This window comes from Pimelobacter sp. 30-1, from assembly GCF_018831735.1.
GTDB lineage: Bacteria > Actinomycetota > Actinomycetes > Propionibacteriales > Nocardioidaceae > Nocardioides.
In genome coordinates this window covers 144050-160154 of sequence record NZ_NHTS01000003.1, presented here as the reverse complement: position 1 = coordinate 160154, position 16105 = coordinate 144050, and the positions used below count along the sequence as shown (strand labels likewise).

At 73.8% G+C, this 16105-nt stretch carries 18 protein-coding genes; 5 read left to right on the top strand and 13 right to left on the bottom strand.

Annotation, left to right across the window (positions count from 1 at the left end; genetic code table 11):
* Positions 1-19: 19 nt before the first annotated feature.
* The 4 genes from CCO04_RS06025 to CCO04_RS06010 form a co-directional block, all read right to left on the bottom strand.
* A complete protein-coding gene (locus CCO04_RS06025; protein ID WP_215813217.1) occupies positions 20-397 on the bottom strand; it encodes a hypothetical protein in 378 nt (125 codons plus the stop codon).
* Positions 398-423: 26 nt separating this feature from the next.
* The gene (locus CCO04_RS06020) at positions 424-1044 is read right to left on the bottom strand and encodes a hypothetical protein (protein WP_252372829.1); all 621 of its coding nucleotides are present in this window, start codon (positions 1042-1044) and stop codon (positions 424-426) included.
* Positions 1045-1100: 56 nt separating this feature from the next.
* Complete coding sequence (locus tag CCO04_RS06015) at positions 1101-2282, bottom strand: RtcB family protein (protein WP_215813216.1); 1182 nt, start codon at positions 2280-2282, stop codon at positions 1101-1103.
* 134 nt (positions 2283-2416) lie between these two features.
* Complete coding sequence (locus CCO04_RS06010) at positions 2417-2908, bottom strand: PadR family transcriptional regulator (RefSeq protein ID WP_215813215.1); 492 nt, start codon at positions 2906-2908, stop codon at positions 2417-2419.
* A 63-nt stretch (positions 2909-2971) separates the two neighbouring features.
* Between CCO04_RS06010 and CCO04_RS06005 the strand changes: the two genes are divergently transcribed.
* Positions 2972-4408, top strand: coding sequence for an MFS transporter (locus CCO04_RS06005; protein ID WP_215813214.1), 1437 nt, complete (start codon positions 2972-2974; stop codon positions 4406-4408).
* Here CCO04_RS06005 and CCO04_RS06000 read toward each other — a convergent pair.
* Both CCO04_RS06000 and CCO04_RS05995 read right to left on the bottom strand, forming a co-directional pair.
* Positions 4398-5753 carry a TrpB-like pyridoxal phosphate-dependent enzyme gene (locus CCO04_RS06000; protein WP_215813213.1) on the bottom strand — a complete coding sequence of 452 codons (1356 nt, stop codon included), beginning with the start codon at positions 5751-5753 and terminating at the stop codon, positions 4398-4400. The two genes, CCO04_RS06005 and CCO04_RS06000, sit on opposite strands and share 11 nt — an antisense overlap.
* 43 nt (positions 5754-5796) lie before the next feature.
* Complete coding sequence (locus CCO04_RS05995; RefSeq protein WP_215813212.1) at positions 5797-6471, bottom strand: helix-turn-helix transcriptional regulator; 675 nt, start codon at positions 6469-6471, stop codon at positions 5797-5799.
* A 66-nt stretch (positions 6472-6537) separates the two neighbouring features.
* Between CCO04_RS05995 and CCO04_RS05990 the strand changes: the two genes are divergently transcribed.
* The 3 genes from CCO04_RS05990 (at position 6538) to CCO04_RS05980 (ending at position 8314) form a co-directional block, all read left to right on the top strand.
* Entirely contained in the window at positions 6538-7011 is a 474-nt protein-coding gene (locus tag CCO04_RS05990; protein WP_215813211.1) for a hypothetical protein, read from the top strand.
* Between the two features lie 6 nt (positions 7012-7017).
* The gene (locus tag CCO04_RS05985) at positions 7018-7332 is read left to right on the top strand and encodes a chorismate mutase (protein ID WP_215813210.1); all 315 of its coding nucleotides are present in this window, start codon (positions 7018-7020) and stop codon (positions 7330-7332) included.
* Positions 7333-7393: 61 nt separating this feature from the next.
* Positions 7394-8314, top strand: a complete 921-nt coding sequence (locus CCO04_RS05980; RefSeq protein ID WP_215813209.1) for a bile acid:sodium symporter family protein — start codon at positions 7394-7396, stop codon at positions 8312-8314.
* A gap of 17 nt (positions 8315-8331) precedes the next feature.
* On the opposite strand, the gene CCO04_RS28340 is transcribed toward CCO04_RS05980, so the two are convergent.
* Positions 8332-8772 carry a MarR family winged helix-turn-helix transcriptional regulator gene (locus CCO04_RS28340; protein WP_215813208.1) on the bottom strand — a complete coding sequence of 147 codons (441 nt, stop codon included), beginning with the start codon at positions 8770-8772 and terminating at the stop codon, positions 8332-8334.
* Between the two features lie 23 nt (positions 8773-8795).
* Between CCO04_RS28340 and CCO04_RS05970 the strand changes: the two genes are divergently transcribed.
* Complete coding sequence (locus CCO04_RS05970) at positions 8796-11078, top strand: arylsulfatase (RefSeq protein WP_308281142.1); 2283 nt, start codon at positions 8796-8798, stop codon at positions 11076-11078.
* Here CCO04_RS05970 and CCO04_RS05965 read toward each other — a convergent pair.
* The 6 genes from CCO04_RS05965 to CCO04_RS05940 all read right to left on the bottom strand — a co-directional run bounded on the left by CCO04_RS05965 (position 11015) and on the right by CCO04_RS05940 (position 16093).
* Positions 11015-11866, bottom strand: coding sequence for an alpha/beta fold hydrolase (locus CCO04_RS05965; protein ID WP_215813207.1), 852 nt, complete (start codon positions 11864-11866; stop codon positions 11015-11017). The two genes, CCO04_RS05970 and CCO04_RS05965, sit on opposite strands and share 64 nt — an antisense overlap.
* Positions 11867-11873: 7 nt before the next feature.
* A complete protein-coding gene (gene catC / locus CCO04_RS05960) occupies positions 11874-12149 on the bottom strand; it encodes a muconolactone Delta-isomerase (RefSeq protein WP_215813206.1) in 276 nt (91 codons plus the stop codon).
* Complete coding sequence (gene catA, locus CCO04_RS05955) at positions 12149-13006, bottom strand: catechol 1,2-dioxygenase (protein WP_215813205.1); 858 nt, start codon at positions 13004-13006, stop codon at positions 12149-12151. Before catA ends, catC begins: the two co-directional genes overlap by 1 nt.
* 50 nt (positions 13007-13056) lie before the next feature.
* Entirely contained in the window at positions 13057-14160 is a 1104-nt protein-coding gene (locus CCO04_RS05950) for a mandelate racemase/muconate lactonizing enzyme family protein (protein ID WP_215813204.1), read from the bottom strand.
* Between the two features lie 7 nt (positions 14161-14167).
* Positions 14168-15073 (bottom strand): LysR substrate-binding domain-containing protein, encoded by a 906-nt coding sequence (locus tag CCO04_RS05945; protein ID WP_215813203.1) that lies wholly within the window; start codon positions 15071-15073, stop codon positions 14168-14170.
* Positions 15074-15196: 123 nt separating this feature from the next.
* Positions 15197-16093 carry a LysR family transcriptional regulator gene (locus tag CCO04_RS05940; protein ID WP_215813202.1) on the bottom strand — a complete coding sequence of 299 codons (897 nt, stop codon included), beginning with the start codon at positions 16091-16093 and terminating at the stop codon, positions 15197-15199.
* Positions 16094-16105 lie beyond the last annotated feature (12 nt).

Here is a 16105-nt window from a genome sequence, read left to right as displayed (position 1 = left end):
ACGACTTGGGAGACACGCCCTAATGGGCGCCGAGCCCACCCAGCGGCGCGACCGGCGTCCCGGTCTCCTCGCACACCCAGGTGGGGTCGGGGCCGCCGAGGTCGGGCTCGATGTGGAGGGCGTGCACGGGTCCGTCGGCGCAGTGGGTGCACACCGGCCACAGGCCCTCGCGCACCCCGCGCCCGAACTGGTCGGCGAGGCCGTCCTGGACGTCCTGGGCGACCAGGCCGGCGACGAAGTCCTGTCCGGGCGGCCACTGGCTCAGCCACCACCGGCGCTCCGAACAGGCCTCCTCGAGCAGGGTCACCGAGGCCGGGCTCCCGAGGCCGCGGGCCTCGAGGTCGGCCAGCACCCGGGCCCGGGCCGTGTAGATAGCGCTGTCGTCCACGCCTCCCATTGTGCGTGCTCGGGGGTGAGCGGTGCTCAGGAGGACGACAGGACGCCGAGCTCGCGGGCCATGTTGGCCCGGGCCGGCTCCTCCCACCGCGCGCGGCCGTGGGCGGTGCGGAAGAGCTCGGGGGCGTCGGCGAGCGCGCGCAGGACGTCGGCCCGGCCGGCGGTGAAGACGTCGTCGGACAGGTGCGCGTACTCGGTGCGCACGGCCGCGACGTACTCGTCGTAGCGCTCGCGGCCGGCGGCGAGGATCGAGAGGTCGGCGTCGCTCAGCGCGCAGCCGTTGTCGTCGCCGGCCTCGGGTCGGTGGTGCTCGGTGAGCCGCACCAGGCGGGCGACCTCGGCGACGGTCGCCGGGTCGGCGTGCTGGGGGAGCGCGTGCTCGGCCCAGGTCGCCGAGCGCTCCTCGGCGTCGCGCTCGCCGTCGTACACCGCGTCGTGGAACCAGGCTGCGAGCAGCACCGGGGTCCGGTCGAAGGCGGTGCCGGCCGCGGCCAGCTCGTCGAGCCGGGCCAGCACCTCGGCGAGGTGGCGGGTGCCGTGGTGGCCGCGGCTCGGTTCGCCGTAGGCCGCCAGGAGCTCGTCGCGCAGGGCGTCGGCGCCGATCAGCGGCCAGGGCAGGTCGGGATGGGTGGGATGGTCGTCCTCCATCCGCACATTCAAACCGACCGCCCCGGCCGCTGTCACCGGTGGGTCCGGATCGGGCCTCAGTCGCCCTTCACGTTCACGATCTGGCGCAGCGTGTGCCGGACCTCGACGAGGTCGGCCGCGTCGGCCATCACCCGGTCGATGTCCTTGTACGCCGCGGGGATCTCGTCGATGAACGCGTCGGTGTCGCGGTACTCGATGCCCGTCATCGCCTCCCGCAGCTGCTCGCGGGTGAAGGTCCGCCGGGCCTTGGACCGGGAGTACTCCCGCCCCGCGCCGTGCGGCGCCGAGTGCAGCGCCACCGGGTTGCCCAGCCCGCTCACCACGTACGACGCCGTGCCCATCGAGCCCGGGATCAGCCCCGGCCGCCCGAGCTCGGCGTTGATCGCACCCTTGCGGGAGAGCCACACGTCGCGCCCGAAGTGCCGCTCCTGCTCGGTGTAGTTGTGGTGGCAGTTGATCTCCTCGGCCCGCTCGACCTCGTCGGCCGAACCGAGCCCGACCCACTCCGCGAACTGCCGCACGACCCGGTCCATCATCTCCTCGCGGTTGAGCAGCGCGTAGCGCTGCGCCCACCGCATCTCGCGGATGTAGGACCAGAACTCGTCGGTGCCCTCGGCGAGGTAGGCCAGGTCCTTGTCGGGGAGCTTGATCCACCACTTCTCGCACAGGTCGCGGGCGACCTGGATGTGCTTCTGCGCGATCTTGTTGCCCACGCCCCGCGATCCGGAGTGCAGGAACAGCCACACCCGCTGCTCCTCGTCGACGGTCACCTCGATGAAGTGGTTGCCCGAGCCGAGCGTGCCCAGCTGCAGCTCCCAGCGCTTCGCGTAGCGGCCGGGATCGAAGCCCGCCTGCTCGGCCGCGGCGCTCAGCTCGTCGAGCCGGCGCTGCGTGTGCTCGCGCGAGATCGTCTGGTTGGCGGCGCCGGCCGAGAGCGGGACGGCCCGCTCGATCGCCTCCCGCAGCGGTCGCCGGTCCGCGGGCAGCTCGTCGGCGACGTACTGCGTGCGGACCGCGATCATGCCGCAGCCGATGTCGACGCCGACCGCGGCCGGGATGATCGCGCCGAGGGTCGGGATGACCGAGCCCACCGTCGCGCCCAGGCCCAGGTGGGCGTCGGGCATCAGCGCGAGGTGCGGGTGGATGAACGGCATCCGGGCCGTGGTCATCGCCTGCTCGCGGGTGCCCTGCTCGAGGATCGAAGCCCAGCTGAGGAGCTTCGGGGTGATCTTGTCCATCGATGGTTCCTGTGTCGTCGCCCTTCTCGTGACGTGCGTTCTCGTGGTGGCCGCGGACGCGACCGGCGGTGAACGCTAGAGGGGCGGAAATGCCTTGTGCAGGTGGTTTTCGAGCGGCTACGGGTGCGGGGCGCTCAGCGTGCGGCCTGCTCGCGCAGCCAGGCCGCGAGCACCTCGTTGATCCGCAGGCCGAGATCGATCTGGGCGGCGAAGGGCTCGTCGGCGTCGGTCTGGTCGTGCAGCTCGCGCAGCGTGGCGATCTCGGCCTCGACGTGGTCGAGGTCGCGGGTGAAGACCCGGCGGCGGTCCTCGGGTGACAGGAGCTGGTTGAGGAACAGCCGCACGGCGCCCTCGTTGCGCTGGGAGCGGTCCGGCTCGGCCTCGACGAGCCAGCGGCGCAGCTCCTCGCGGCCGGCGTCGGTGGGGGCGTACGTCTTGCTGCCGCGGGCCCCGCGCTCGACGACCTCGACCAGTCCGCCGGCCTCGAGGCGGGCGAGCTCGGGATAGATCTGGCTGTGCCCGGCGTGCCAGGCCGAGCGGAGGGAGACGTCGAACATCCGCGCGATCTCGTAGCCCGTCGAGGGCTTGCGGGCGAGCAGGCCCAGGATCGCGTGGCGCAACGACATGGGCCGAGCCTAGTCCCAGCAATCCAGATTGACATGTCGAAAATGACATGTCAGATTCGATATGTGAATCCACCTGATCTCTCGCCCCGGCGCCGCGGGCTGCTCTGGGCCGCCGTCGTCTCGGGACTGCTGCTCGCGATGCTCGACCAGACGATCGTCGGCACGGCGCTGCCGCGGATCGTGGGCGACCTGGGCGGACCGTCGTGGTACGTCTGGGCGTTCACCTGCTACCTCGTGCCGGCCACCGTCCTGCTGCCGGTCGCGACCCGGCTCTCCGACCGGACCGGTCGCCGCGACATGCTGCTCCTGGGCATGGCGCTGTTCCTGGTGGGCTCGGCGGTCTGCGCGCTGGCCGGCTCGATGCCCGTCTTCGTCGCCGGCCGTACGACGCAGGGCGCGGGCGCCGCGGCCCTGGAGGCGTTGAGCTTCCTCGTCGTCAACGAGCTCGCCCGCGACAGCAAGCGCGGCGCGGGCCAGGCGGCGATCTCGGCAGTGATGGCGATCAGCTTCATCGCCGGTCCGCTCATCGGCGGCCTGCTCACCGACCACGTCGGCTGGCGCTGGGCGTTCCTGGTCAACCTGCCCGTCGGCCTGGCCGCCATGGTGATGCTGCTGCGCTCGCTGCCCGCCGGCTTCGGCCGGATGGAGTCGCGGCGTACCGACGTCGACCTCGCGGGCATCGCCTGCCTGGTCCTCGGCATCGGCGCGCTCCTGGTGGCGCTCAACCGGCACCAGCAGCTCGGCGACTGGCTGCTGCCGTCGACCGGGGGCGCGCTCGTGTGCGGTGTGCTCGGGATCGTGCTGTTCCTGCGCGTCGAGGCCACGGCGGCCGCGCCGATCGTGCCGCTGCGCCTGCTGGCCGACCCCGCGTCGGCCCGGCTGCTGCTCGCCGGGGCCTTCGCGACGACGGGGCTCTACGCGTGCGTGCTGCTGGTCCCGCGCTGGTACCAGCTCGACGGCGGGCTCGATGCCACCGGCGCCGGGATCCGGGTCTACCCGTTGCTCGTCGCGCTGCTCGTCGGCGTCAACGTGGGCGCTGTGCTGGTGAGCCGAGGCGGTCTGCGCGTGCCGCTGGTCGCGGCGAGCGCCGTCACCCTGGCCGGCGCGCTCGCCTTCCTCGGGCTGGGGGCGTCGTCGGCGGCGGTGCTGCCGCTCGCCGCGATGGCGCTGCTCGGCCTCGGCATGGGACCGCAGCTGTCCGGCCTGCAGATCGCGCTCTCCCGGAGCGTCGCGCCCCGCGACCTCGCCGCGGCGATGGGGACCCTGCTCCTGGGCCGGCAGGTGATCGGTGCCGTGGCGCTGGCCGCGGGCGACGCGCTCTTCCGGAGCCGGGCCGCGACCCACGGAGACTCGGCAGGCACCGGCTGGGCGATCGCGTGGGTGGCCGGGGCCGGCGCGGTCGTGGCCGCCCTCGCCCTGGTCGCGGGACGACGACGGCCCGGGAGTCGCGCCGCTGCGCGTCTCCCGGGCCGTGCGTACGACGGTTCGGTCAGTCGATGACCGGCACGTTGGCCAGCGCCTCGCTCAGCGCCTCGTCCGACAGCGGGTCGTCGTCGAGGTTGCCGTCGAGGAAGCTCGCGTAGGCGCCGAGCTCGAGCAGGCCGTGGCCCGACAGGCCCACGACGATGACCGGCGAGGTGCCGGCCTCGGTCGCGGCGAGCGCCTCGCGGCGTACCTGGGCGAGGGCGTGGGAGGACTCGGGCGCCGGGACGATGCCCTGGGTGCGGGCGAACTCGACCGCCGCCTCGAAGCACTCGTTCTGGTGCAGCGCGACCGCGTCGATGTAGCCCTCGTTGACCGCGTGCGAGACCAGCGGCGCCATGCCGTGGTAGCGCAGGCCGCCCGCGTGGATCGGCGACGGCACGAAGTCGTGGCCGAGCGTGTGCATCTTCATCAGCGGCGTGAGGCCCGCGGTGTCGCCGAAGTCGTAGCGGTACTCGCCGCGGGTCAGCGTCGGGCACGAGCTCGGCTCGACCGCGAGGATCCGCGGGTCCTGGTTGCCGGCGAGCTTCTCGCGCAGGAACGGGAACGCGAGGCCGGCGAAGTTCGAGCCGCCGCCCGCGCAGCCGACGACCAGGTCGGCACCGGTCTCGCCGGCCTTGGCGAGCTGGCGCAGCGCCTCCTCGCCGATGACGCTCTGGTGCAGCAGGACGTGGTTGAGCACCGAGCCCAGCGCGTACTTGGCCTCGGGGTCCTGCGCGGCGACCTCGACCGCCTCGGAGATCGCGATGCCGAGCGAGCCGGGGTGGTCCTCGGCGAACGCCTTGCCCGACTCGGTCAGGCGGCTGGGGGAGCGGTGCACCTTGCCGCCGAAGACCTCGATCAGCGTGCGCCGCTGCGGCTTGGTGTCGAACGAGGCGCCGACCTGCCACACCTCGCACGTCACGCCGAACAGCGAGGCGGCGTACGACAGGGCGGTGCCCCACTGGCCCGCGCCGGTCTCGGTGGTGAGCCGGGTGATGCCGTTGATCTTGTTGTAGTAGACCTGCGGCACCGCGGTGTTGACCTTGTGCGAGCCGGCCGGCGAGACGCCTTCGTACTTGTAGTAGATCCGGGCGCTGGTGCCGAGCTTCTCCTCCCAGCGGCGGGCGCGGTAGAGCGGGCTCGGGCGGTACTGCCGGTAGACGTCGAGCACGGCCTCGGGGATCTCGACGTACCGCTCGGCGGTGACCTCCTGCGCGATCAGCTCGGGCGGGAACAGCGGCGCGAGGTCGTCGGGTCCGACCGGCTCGTGGGTGCCCGGGTGGAGCGGCGGCGGCGGGGGGACCGGGAGGTCGGCGACGATGTTGTACCAGTGGGTCGGCTGCTCGTCGGGGTCGAGGGTGTACATCACCTGGTCGCTCATGGGGGTCCTCTCGGGAAGGCGTCGTGCTCGGAGGTCTCGGATCCTAGGGGAGCACGACGCCCAGCAGGCCGAGCGCGTCCTCTCCGTGGGCGGTGACGGTGAGCCCGCGGCTGCCGGGCTTGCGGACCACCCACCCGTCCGCGAGCGCGTGCGCCGCGAGCCGGGCGCCGAGCACGCCGGCGACGTGGTCGCGGCGCTCGGTCCAGTCGCGGCAGGCGCGCAGCAGTGGACGCCGTCCCGTGCGGACGTCGTCGAGGTCGATGCCGAGCTGCGCGGCGAGGGCGCTCCGGCCGGCCGGCGTGACCGTGGTGAGCGCGGCATCGACCCACTCCTGGGCCACCAGCTGCTCGGTGAGCGCGACCCCGAGCCGGCCGGCCAGGTGGTCGTAGCGGGTGCGCGCCCGGCGTACGCGCTGCTGCTCGCGGGAGAGCCGCAGCGACGTCACCTCCTCGGGCGCCGGGCCGCCGAGCAGCTCGAGCGCCTGGGCGATCCGCGGGTCGGTCATCGTGTACTGCCGGTGCCGCCCGTCCCGCTCGACGGTGGCCAGCCCCGCCGCCACGAGGACGGCGAGGTGCTCGCTCGCCGTCGCCGAGCTCACCCCGCCCGCTCGCGCCAGCTCGCCTGCCGGGTGCGGCGCTCCATCGAGCAGGACGTGGATCATCGCGGCCCGGGCCGGTGCTCCGAGGGCCCGGCCGATCTGGGCGAGGTCGGCGCTCATGGGGTCGATCATCGCGCGGCGACGTCTCGGCCGTGACCGAGACGTCGGCGGCCTAGCGTCGCCGCCATGAGCATCGAGGAGAGCGCGACCGACCCCGGCCGCGTCGTCGAGGAGGCCACCGCCGAGGTCCTCGCCCTGGCCCGCACCTGGCTCGCCTGGGACGGGCGGCCGCGGGTCGCCGAGGACGGCGCCCGGATCTACACGCCGCACAAGGCGGTCCGCCGCTACGGCGACCACCTCGTCGACCACCTGGCACAGGTCGAGGCACTCCTGGCCGGCGTGCCCACCCGGCCCAACGGCTGGTTCGAGAGCGCGGTGACGACGCCGGCCGACCTGGCGCCGTTCACCGAGGTCGACCTCGTCGAGGCGACCGAGCGGCTGACCCGGCTCTCGCGCACGTTCCGGCTGCGGCTGCTCGCGGCGGGCCCGGACGCGTGGGACCGGCCGCGGGGCGCGGACTGGACGCTGCGCGAGATCGCCGTCCACGTGGGCGACCCGTGGTACGCCCGGCAGGTCGGTGATCTCCGTCCGGAGGCGTAGGGCAGGATGCGGGGTGTGAGTGCAGAAGACGCCGCCCGCGCCGAGCTCCACCGCCTGCGGTCGAGCATCGACAACCTCGACGCCGCCCTCATCCACCTGCTCGCGGAGCGGTTCAAGTGCACCGAGACCGTGGGCCGGCTCAAGGCCCGGGCCGGGATGCCGCCGGCCGATCCCGCGCGCGAGGCCGTGCAGATCGCCCGGCTGCGGTCGATGGCCGAGAGCTCGGGGCTCGACCCGCACTTCGCGGAGAAGATCCTCAACGTGATCATCGGCGAGGTCATCCGCAACCACGAGCAGTTCGCCGAGGAGCGCGAGGACTGAGCCTCCCGCGCCACCCCTCCCATATGCTTAACTGCGGTTAAGCACTTGGGAGGGAGGCTCGATGCTCGCTGCCGCGTCCGACCTGGACGCGCTCCGGCTCTCGTTGGGCCAGGGCGGTCAGACCGGGATCAAGCTGCTCATCGCGGTCTTCCTGCTGGGCGTCGCGCTCGACGTCCGGCTCGCCGACCTCCGCGCCGTCGTACGGCGCCCGCTGGTGCTGGCCGGCGGTCTCGCGGCCCAGTTCGCGGTGCTGCCAGCGCTGACCCTGCTGCTGTGCCGGGCCCTGGACGTCGGCGGCTCGGTCGCGCTGGGGATGCTGCTCATCGCCTGCTGCCCGGCCGGCAACCTCTCCAACCTGCTGACCCACCGCGCGCACGGTGACGTCGCGCTGTCGATCGCGCTGACCACCTGCTCCAACCTGCTGGCGGTCGCGGCGACGCCGGTCGCGTTCGGCTTCTGGGCCGCGCGCTACCCGGCGGCCGACGCGCTGCTGAGCGACATCCGGCTCGACCCGGTCGAGATGGGCGTCGAGGTGGCGCTCCTGATCGGGCTGCCGTTCGCCGTCGGCATCGCAGTGGCCGCGCGCCGGCCGGGGCTGGCGGCCCGGCTGCGCCGACCCGTCGAGATCGCCGTCCTGGTCACGCTGCTGCTCGTGATCGTGGCGGGGCTGGCCACCCGTGGTGGCGTGATCGTGGCGCACCTGGACGAGGTCGCGGTCCCCGCGATCATCCAGAACGCCGTCGTCCTCCTCGTCGGGTACGTCGTGGGCCGCTCCTTCCGGCTCCCGCCCGCGGGGGTGCGGGCGATGACCTTCGAGACCGGCATCCGCAACACGGCGCTCGGGCTGGTCCTGGCGCTGGCGTACTTCGACCAGCTCGGCGGGGTCGCGCTCGTCGTCGCCTTCTGGGCGCTGTGGGACGTGCTGACCGGGCTGCTGCTGTCGTCGTTCTGGCGCCGGCGCCCGCCGGAGCCGGCGTCATGACGCGGCGGGGCGGGGACCTAGGGCGTCAGCGCGCGCGGCAGGTGCGCCGACCCGCGCTCGACCAGCGACTCCAGTCCGCGCCGGGTCGCGGCGGCGTCGTCGGCGCCGACCGCGGCGGCGAGGCTCGCCTCGAACTCCGCGTGGAAGGCGCTCGCGCAGGCCAGCGCCGCCCGGCCGCGCTCGGTCACCCGGACCGCGCGCACCCGCTTGTCGCTGGTCCCGGCGCGCTCGAGGTAGCCCGCGTCGAGCATCGGGTTGATCGCCTTGAGCGCACCGGGGCTGCTGAGGTCCATCCGCTCGGCCAGGTCGCGCAGGCTCAGCTCCTCGTCGCCGAGGGTGCGCAGCACCCAGCCGCTGCGCACGGTGAAGTCCCCGAACCCCTCCTCACCCAGCCGCTCGTGCAGGGCGTCGACGAACACCACGCCCGCCAGGCTGAGCAGCACACCGAAGTCCGTCACCCGAGCATCGTAGGAGCCCGATCGTGAGCGAGAACCCCGCCACCGCCCCGGTCATCGCCCGGACGGCGGACGCGTCCACGCCGTACCACGCGCCGCGGCCGCGCCCGGCCGGTCGCCCCCACGTGCTGGTCGTGCTGCTCGACGACATCGGGTTCGGCCAGCTCGGCACGTTCGGCGGCGAGATCGACACCCCCAACATCGACCGGATCGCCGGGCAGGGCCTGCGCTACAACCGCTTCCACGTGACGGCGATGTGCTCGCCGAGCCGGGCCTCGCTGCTGACCGGACGCAACTCCCACGCGGTGGGCATCGGCTTCCTGGCCGACATGCCGGGCGGCTACCCGGGCTACAGCGGCCGGATGCCGGCGTCGGCGGCCACGCTGCCCCGCATCCTGCGCGACGCCGGGTGGAACACGATGGCCGTCGGCAAGTGGCACCTGACCCCGCGCAACGACCGCACCGCCGCCGGCCCGTTCGACACCTGGCCGCTGGGGCAGGGCTTCGAGCGCTTCTACGGCTTCCTCCACGGCGACGCGAACCAGTGGACGCCGACGCTCTACCGCGACAACTCGGCGGTCGAGCCGCCCGCGACGCCGGAGCAGGGCTACCACCTCACCGAGGACCTCGTCGACGAGGCGGTGCGGATGGTCAAGGACCAGAAGCACGCCGCCCCCGACAAGCCGTTCCTGATGTACTTCGCGCCCGGCGCCGGGCACGCGCCGCACCAGGTGCCGCCCGCGTGGATCGAGGCCTACGCGGGGCGCTTCGACGACGGGTGGGAGTGCCTGCGCGAGCGGGTCTTCGCGCGCCAGCAGGCCGCGGGCCTCGTCCCGGAGGGCACCACGCTGCCGCCGCGGCCGCCGTGGGTGCAGGACTGGGCCGAGCTCGGCGCGGACGAGCGCCGTCTCTTCGCGCGGTACGCCGAGGCGCACGCCGGCTTCGTCGCCCACTTCGACCACCACCTCGGCCGGCTGCTCGACAGCCTGGAGGAGCTGGGCATCCTCGACGACACGATCGTCCTGCTCACCTCGGACAACGGCGCCAGCGCCGAGGGCGGCCGGCTCGGCTCGCTCAACGAGCACCGCTTCGGGTTCGGGGTGGGCGACGACCTCGACGACAACCTCGCCGCCATCGACGACATCGGCGGCTGGCGCGGCTACAACCACTACCCGTGGGGCTGGGCGTGGGCCGGGAACACCCCCTTCCACCTGTGGAAGCGCTACTCCTGGCTCGGCGGTGTCCGGGTCCCGATGGTGCTCAAGCCGCCGCGCGGGATGGCCGTGCCGGGCGGGATCCGCGACCAGTGGTGCCACATCGTCGACATCGCGCCCACCGTGCTGGACCTGTGCGGGGTCACCGCGCCCGCGCAGGTCGACGGCGTCGCGCAGCAGCCGATGGCGGGCGCCTCGCTGCGCGCCACGCTCGCCGATCCCGCGGCGCCGGCGCCGCGGACCACGCAGTACTTCGAGATGCTCGGCTCGCGCTCGATCATCCACGACGGCTGGAAGGCCACCACCGACCACGTCTCGACCGGTGTCGACGACGAGCGGATGCTGCCCGGCAGCCGCGACTTCGCGAGCGACCGGTGGTGCCTGTACCGGATGGACGACGACTTCTCCGAGGCGCACGACCTCGCCGACGAGCACCCCGAGGTCGTCGCCGACCTGGAGGCGCGGTGGGAGGCGGAGGCCGCGGCCAACCAGGTGTTCCCGCTGACCGACGGGCTCTACGGGCACCTGCCCGGCATCGAGCCGCCGCTGTGGCCGGTGCCCGAGCGCCTCGTCGTCCGGCCCGGCGCGAACCCGGTGGCGGACGAGGCCGTGCCGTCGCTCGCGCTGGGGGCGCTGGTCGAGGCGGACGTCGTCGTACCGGACGGGGGAGGGGAGGGCGTGCTCGCCGCGATCGGCGACTGGTCCAACGGCTGGGCGCTCGTGGTGGTCGACGGCTGCCCGCGGTTCCTGCTCAACGCCACCAGCACGCCGTACGACGTCACGTCGGTCGCGCCGCTGACCCCGGGCGCGCACACGGTCGGGTTCCGCCTGGCCGGAGCCGACGGCGTCCTGCTGGTCGACGGGACCGAGGTCGCCCGCGCGCCGTTCGCGCAGGGCATGGGTGCGAGCGGCATCCAGATCGGCGGGGGCGGGCTCCGGCTCGGCCACGACGCGGGATTCCCGGTCAGCGACGCCTATGCGCCGCCGTTCGCGTGGACCGGCGTCCTGCGGTCGGTGACGTTCACCGGCGGTCAGGCGCTGGCCGACCTCGACGCCGCCCGGGCCCGGCTGTCGGCGTTGCTGCGCGCGGAGTGAGCGGGCGGGGCGAGGTGGTCGCGCAGCAGGACGGCGACCTCGTCCGGCGCCTCGTAGGGCGCCAGGTGGCCCACGCCGCCGAGCACCTCGAGCCGGCCGTCCGCGACGCCGTCGGCGATCTCGGCCAGCGCGGCGGGCGGGGTGGCGACGTCCTCGGCCCCGGCCACCGCGAGCAGCGGCACCTCGACCTCGGCCAGCCGGTCCCGCACGTCGAAGCCGCCGAGCGCCTCGCAGACCCGGGCGTAGCCCTCGGGATCGACGGTGGCGAGATCGCCGAGGGCGGCGGCCCGCCGCTCCTCGGGGATCGCGCTGCCGAACCAGCGGGCCGGTGACGACGCGACCATCGGCGCCATCCCCTCGGCCCGCACGAGCGCGGCCCGGTCGCGCCAGCCGTCCGGACCGCCGAAGGAAGCGGCGCTGCACAGCACGGTGAGCGACGAGAGCCGGCCGGGGTGGTCGAGCGCGAGCCGGAGACCGACCGCGCCCCCGACCGAGTCGCCGGCGTAGGCGAACGGCACGTCCTCCCCGACGTCCTCCCCGACGGCCTCGCCGACCGCGGCGAGCACGGCCTCGGCGAGCACCGCCATCGAGAAGCCCGGCGTGAGCCGGTCGGCGGCGGGGCTGTGGCCATGGCCGGGGAGGTCCCAGCCGAGGACGTTCCAGCCCTCCAGGCGGTGGGCGACCGCGCCCCAGAGCCGGTCGGTCGTCGTACCGAGCGAGGGACCGACGACGAGGAGCGGGCGGCCGGGGGTGCCGGCCAGGTGGCGCAGGGCGAGGCGGGGCGTCACGGCATCCTCAGATCGCCGACGGGTGCGTGGTCAGGGGGGTGACCTCGATCCGCATGTAGGGGAACAGCGGCAGGCTCGACAGGATCTCGTGCAGCCGCGCGTTGGACTCCACGTCGAAGACGCTGATGTTGGCGTACTGCCCGACGATGCGCCACAGGTGCGCCCACTCGCCGGAGCGCTGGAGCTCCTGGGAGTACGCCTTCTCCCGCGCGAGCACGTCGTCCCGCTGGGCGGGGTCGAGGTCGCGCGGGAGGTCGACGTCCATCCGGACCTGGAACAGCATCAGGCGGGGTTCTCGGGGTCGAGCACGAAGCCGTAGTCGACGGTGACCGAGCCGTCGGCCTGGGCCTGCGGCGCGAGCATCAGCTCGGGCTTCACCGCCGAGGCGATGTCGTCGTCGTTGTGCTCGTCGCCGGGGAAGTAGAGCTGGGCGGTGAGCAGCTCGTGGCCGGGCGCGGAGACCTTGACGTGCAGGTGGGCGGGACGCCAGGCGTGCCAGCCGGCGGCGGCGATGAGCTTGCCGCAGGAGCCGTCGGTCGGGATCTGGTACGGCGCGGGCTGGATCGTGTGGATCTCGAAGGCGCCGTCGGCACCGACCCGGAAGTTGCCGCGCAGGTTCCACTCGGCGATGCCGGGGGCGAACTGCGAGTAGAAGCCGTCGCTGTCGGCGTGCCACAGCTCGACGAGCGCGCCGTCGAGCGGCGTGCCGTCGGTCGAGGTGACCGTGCCCGTCCACACCAGCGGCGTGCCGGCCTCGCCCTCGCGCATCTCGATGGTGCCCTTCGCACCCTGCTCGGGCGCGCCGGGGACGTAGTACGGGCCCTCGATCGAGCCCTTGTTGCCCTCGCGGTGGGCGGTGTTGACGTCCTCGACGACGTGCTCGAGCCACACGTCGAGGAAGAGCGGCCACTCGCCGTCCTCGCCGACGCCGATCATCCACGCCTTGAGCGCGTTGAACTCGTCGTAGGTGACCTTCTCGTCGCGGACCGTCTGGTAGACGGCGTCGAGCACGCGCCGGGCCAGGCGGTCGACGCGCTCGGGCGGCGTGTCCCTGACCGCCGCGTAGGGCGACTTGTCGGAGTGGAAGCGCTCGGTGGCGCTGGCGCCGGAAGCGGCGGCGGTGGCGACCTCGGTGGTCATGACGTGTCCTCTCGGGTTGGTTTCCTGCGGTGCTGCGGTGCTGCTGCGGCTCAGGAGTCGGTGCGGTAGCGGCGAAGCTTGTCTTCGTCGATGTCGACGCCGAGCCCGGCGCCGGGTCGGAGGGCGAGCTCGCCGTTCTCGATGCGGAGCGGCTCGGTGAGCAGGTCGTCGCTCATGTCGAGGAAGTTCGACAGCTCGCCGGCGTGCAGGGTGGTGCGCTGGTGCGCCGCCCCGAACGCCACGGTGCAGATCGAGCCGAGCTGGCCGTCGATCTGGTTGCCCATGACCACCTCGAGGCCGAGTCCCTCGGCGAGGTGGAGCACCCGCTGCGAGCCGGAGAAGCCGGTGCGCGCGGTCTTGATCGAGAGGGCCGTCGCCGCGCCGCCGAGCACCTCGCGGGTGACCTCGGCGGGCGTCGTGGCGGACTCGTCGGCGATGAAGGGGACGTCGAGCTGCTGCACCAGCCAGCGCCGGCCCAGGACGTCGTCGGCCGGGCTGAGCTCCTCGGCGAACGCCAGGTCCAGGTCGGCCATCTGGCGCATCGCCCGTGCGGACTCCGAGGCCGTCCAGCCGCGGTTGCCGTCGACGTACAGGACGACGTCGGGGCCCAGGCCCTCGCGCAGCGCCCGGACCACGGCCACGTCGAGCGCCGCGGGACGCCGGCCGACCTTGACCTTGAACGTCGTGATGCCGTGGACGTCGCGCATCCGCTCGGCCTCGTCGACCATCGCCCCGGGCTGGTCGAAGCCGAGCATGTGCGAGACGCGCATCCGGTCGGTGTAGCCGCCGAGCAGCTCGGTCACGGTGAGCCCGAGGGTGCGGCCGAGCGCGTCCCACACCGCCATGTCGATCGCGGCCTTGGCGGTCGGGTTGCCGACCGTGCGGCCCAGCAGGGCCGCCATCTGCTCCCGGTCGGTCAGCGAGAGACCGACCAGCTGGGGGGCGAAGATCGTCTCGATCACCGCGATGATGCCGCGCTGCGTCTCGCCGTAGGTGAACGGCCGCGGCGGGGCCTCGGCGACACCGACGATCCCGTCGTCGGTGCGGACGCGGACCAGCACGTGGTCGGCGACGTGCACCTCGCCGCTGGCGAACTTCAGCGGCTTGACGTAGGGGATCCGGAACGGGATCGCCTCGATCGCGGTGATCTTCACGGGGTCCTCAGCTCGTGGGGGAGGGGTGCGGGGAGAAGAAGCCGTCGCGCTCGAGGACGTCGAGCGCGCCGGTGACCAGCGCCGACGGCTCTCCGGCCCGCCAGGCCAGGGAGAGGTCGATGCTCGCGGCCCCGGCGACGTCGCGGAACACGACGCCCTTGAGCTGCATGCTGCGCACCGACTCGGGGACGAGGGCGACGCCGAGGTGGGCCGCGACCAGGGCCAGCAGCGCGGCCGTGCCCGGCGCGCGGTGGGTGATGTTGGGGGAGAAGCCGGCCCGGCGGCAGCTGGAGAGCATCGCCTCGTTGACCGCCGAGCGGGTGTCGGCATAGGCCACGAACTCGTCGGCGGAGACGTCGACGACCTCGAGCGCCGGCTCGGGCACGAGCCGGTGGTCGGCCGGCAGGGCGAGCACGAGCGGCTCCTGCAGGAGCGTGCGGGTCTCGATGCCGGGCTCGGCGACCGGTCCGCGCAGCACGCCGAGGTCGAGCCGCCCGTCGAGCAGCCGTTCCACCTGGGCGGGGGTGAGCAGGTCGGCCTGCACCTCCAGGACGACGCCGGGCAGCGCCGCGCGGATCATCCGGGAGAGCCGGGCGAGCTGGGTGAACGCGCTGGTGCCGGTGAAGCCGACCCGGAGCAGCCCGCGGCTGCCCTCGGCGATGCTCCGGGCGCCCAGGACCGAGGCGTCGAGGTCGCCGAGGATCCGGCGCACCTCGCGGTGGAAGAACTCGCCGGCCGGGGTGAGCGCGACCTGGCGGGTGGTGCGGGCGAGGAGCAGCACGCCGAGCTCGGCCTCGAGCCGGCGGATGGCCTGCGAGAGCGCGGGCTGGGCGAGGTGGAGGCGCTCGGCGGCCTGGCCGAAGTGGCAGGTCTCGGCGACGGCGTCGAAGTAGCGCAGCTGCTTGAGGTCCATGCTCACCTCCTCGGGGGCGTCGAGCCGGTGTGGTGGTCGTCACGCGGCTCTTTCACGCTAGATCCGAGGGATCCAGAAACACAAAGACCAATAGTTCGCTGATTCATAACTCCAGATTATGAATCAGCGGCCCCTCCGCACCAGCTCGGTGAGCACCGCCAGCGTGCGGTGCAGGTGCGGCTCGGTGCGCTCGGCCCGGTGCGCCGCGGTGAGCTCGACCGAGCGGACGGGGCGCACGAGCGGGCGGTAGACGACCCCCGCGAGGGCCAGCGCCCCCACCGGCTCCGGCACGACGGCCGCGCCGAGCCCACCCGCCACCAGCGTCACCAGCGTGGAGGTCTCGCCGACCTCGTGCCGGATCCGCGGCGCGACGCCGGCTTCGGCGAACAGGTCGCGCACGACGTCGTACATGACGGAGCGTCGGGCGGCCGCGTGCACGATCAGGTCGACGCCCGCGAGGTCGGCGACCCGGACCTGCCGCTTGGCCGCGAGCCGGTGCCCGGCGGGCACCGCCACGACCAGCCGCTCCTCGCGCAGGCGGGTGACGGTCAGTCCGGCGTCGTCGTCGGTCGGGCGGAGCAGCGCGATGTCGATCGCGCCCGCGCGCAGCGCCTCGACCTGGTCGGCGACGAGCATCTCGCCGCGGAACGCGAAGTCGACGCCGGGCAGCTCCTCGGCCAGGCGCCGGGAGAGGTCCGGGAGCAGGCTGTACGTCGCCGATCCGACGCACCCGATCGCGAGCCGCCCGACGACGCCGGCCGCGACCCGCCGGGCCTCCTCGGCGGCGTCGTCGACCGAGCCGAGGATCGCCCGGGCCCGCTCGAGGTACGCCGTCCCGGCCTCGGTCAGGTCGACCCGGCGGGTGGTGCGCACGAAGAGGTCCACGCCCAGCTCGGCCTCCAGGCGCCGGATCTGCTGGGAGAGCGGCGGTTGCGCCATGTGCAGCCGCTCGGCGGCACGACCGAAGTGCCGTTCCTCGGCGACGGTCACGAAGTAGCGCAGGTGGCGCAGGAGATCCATATCTGAACTCGT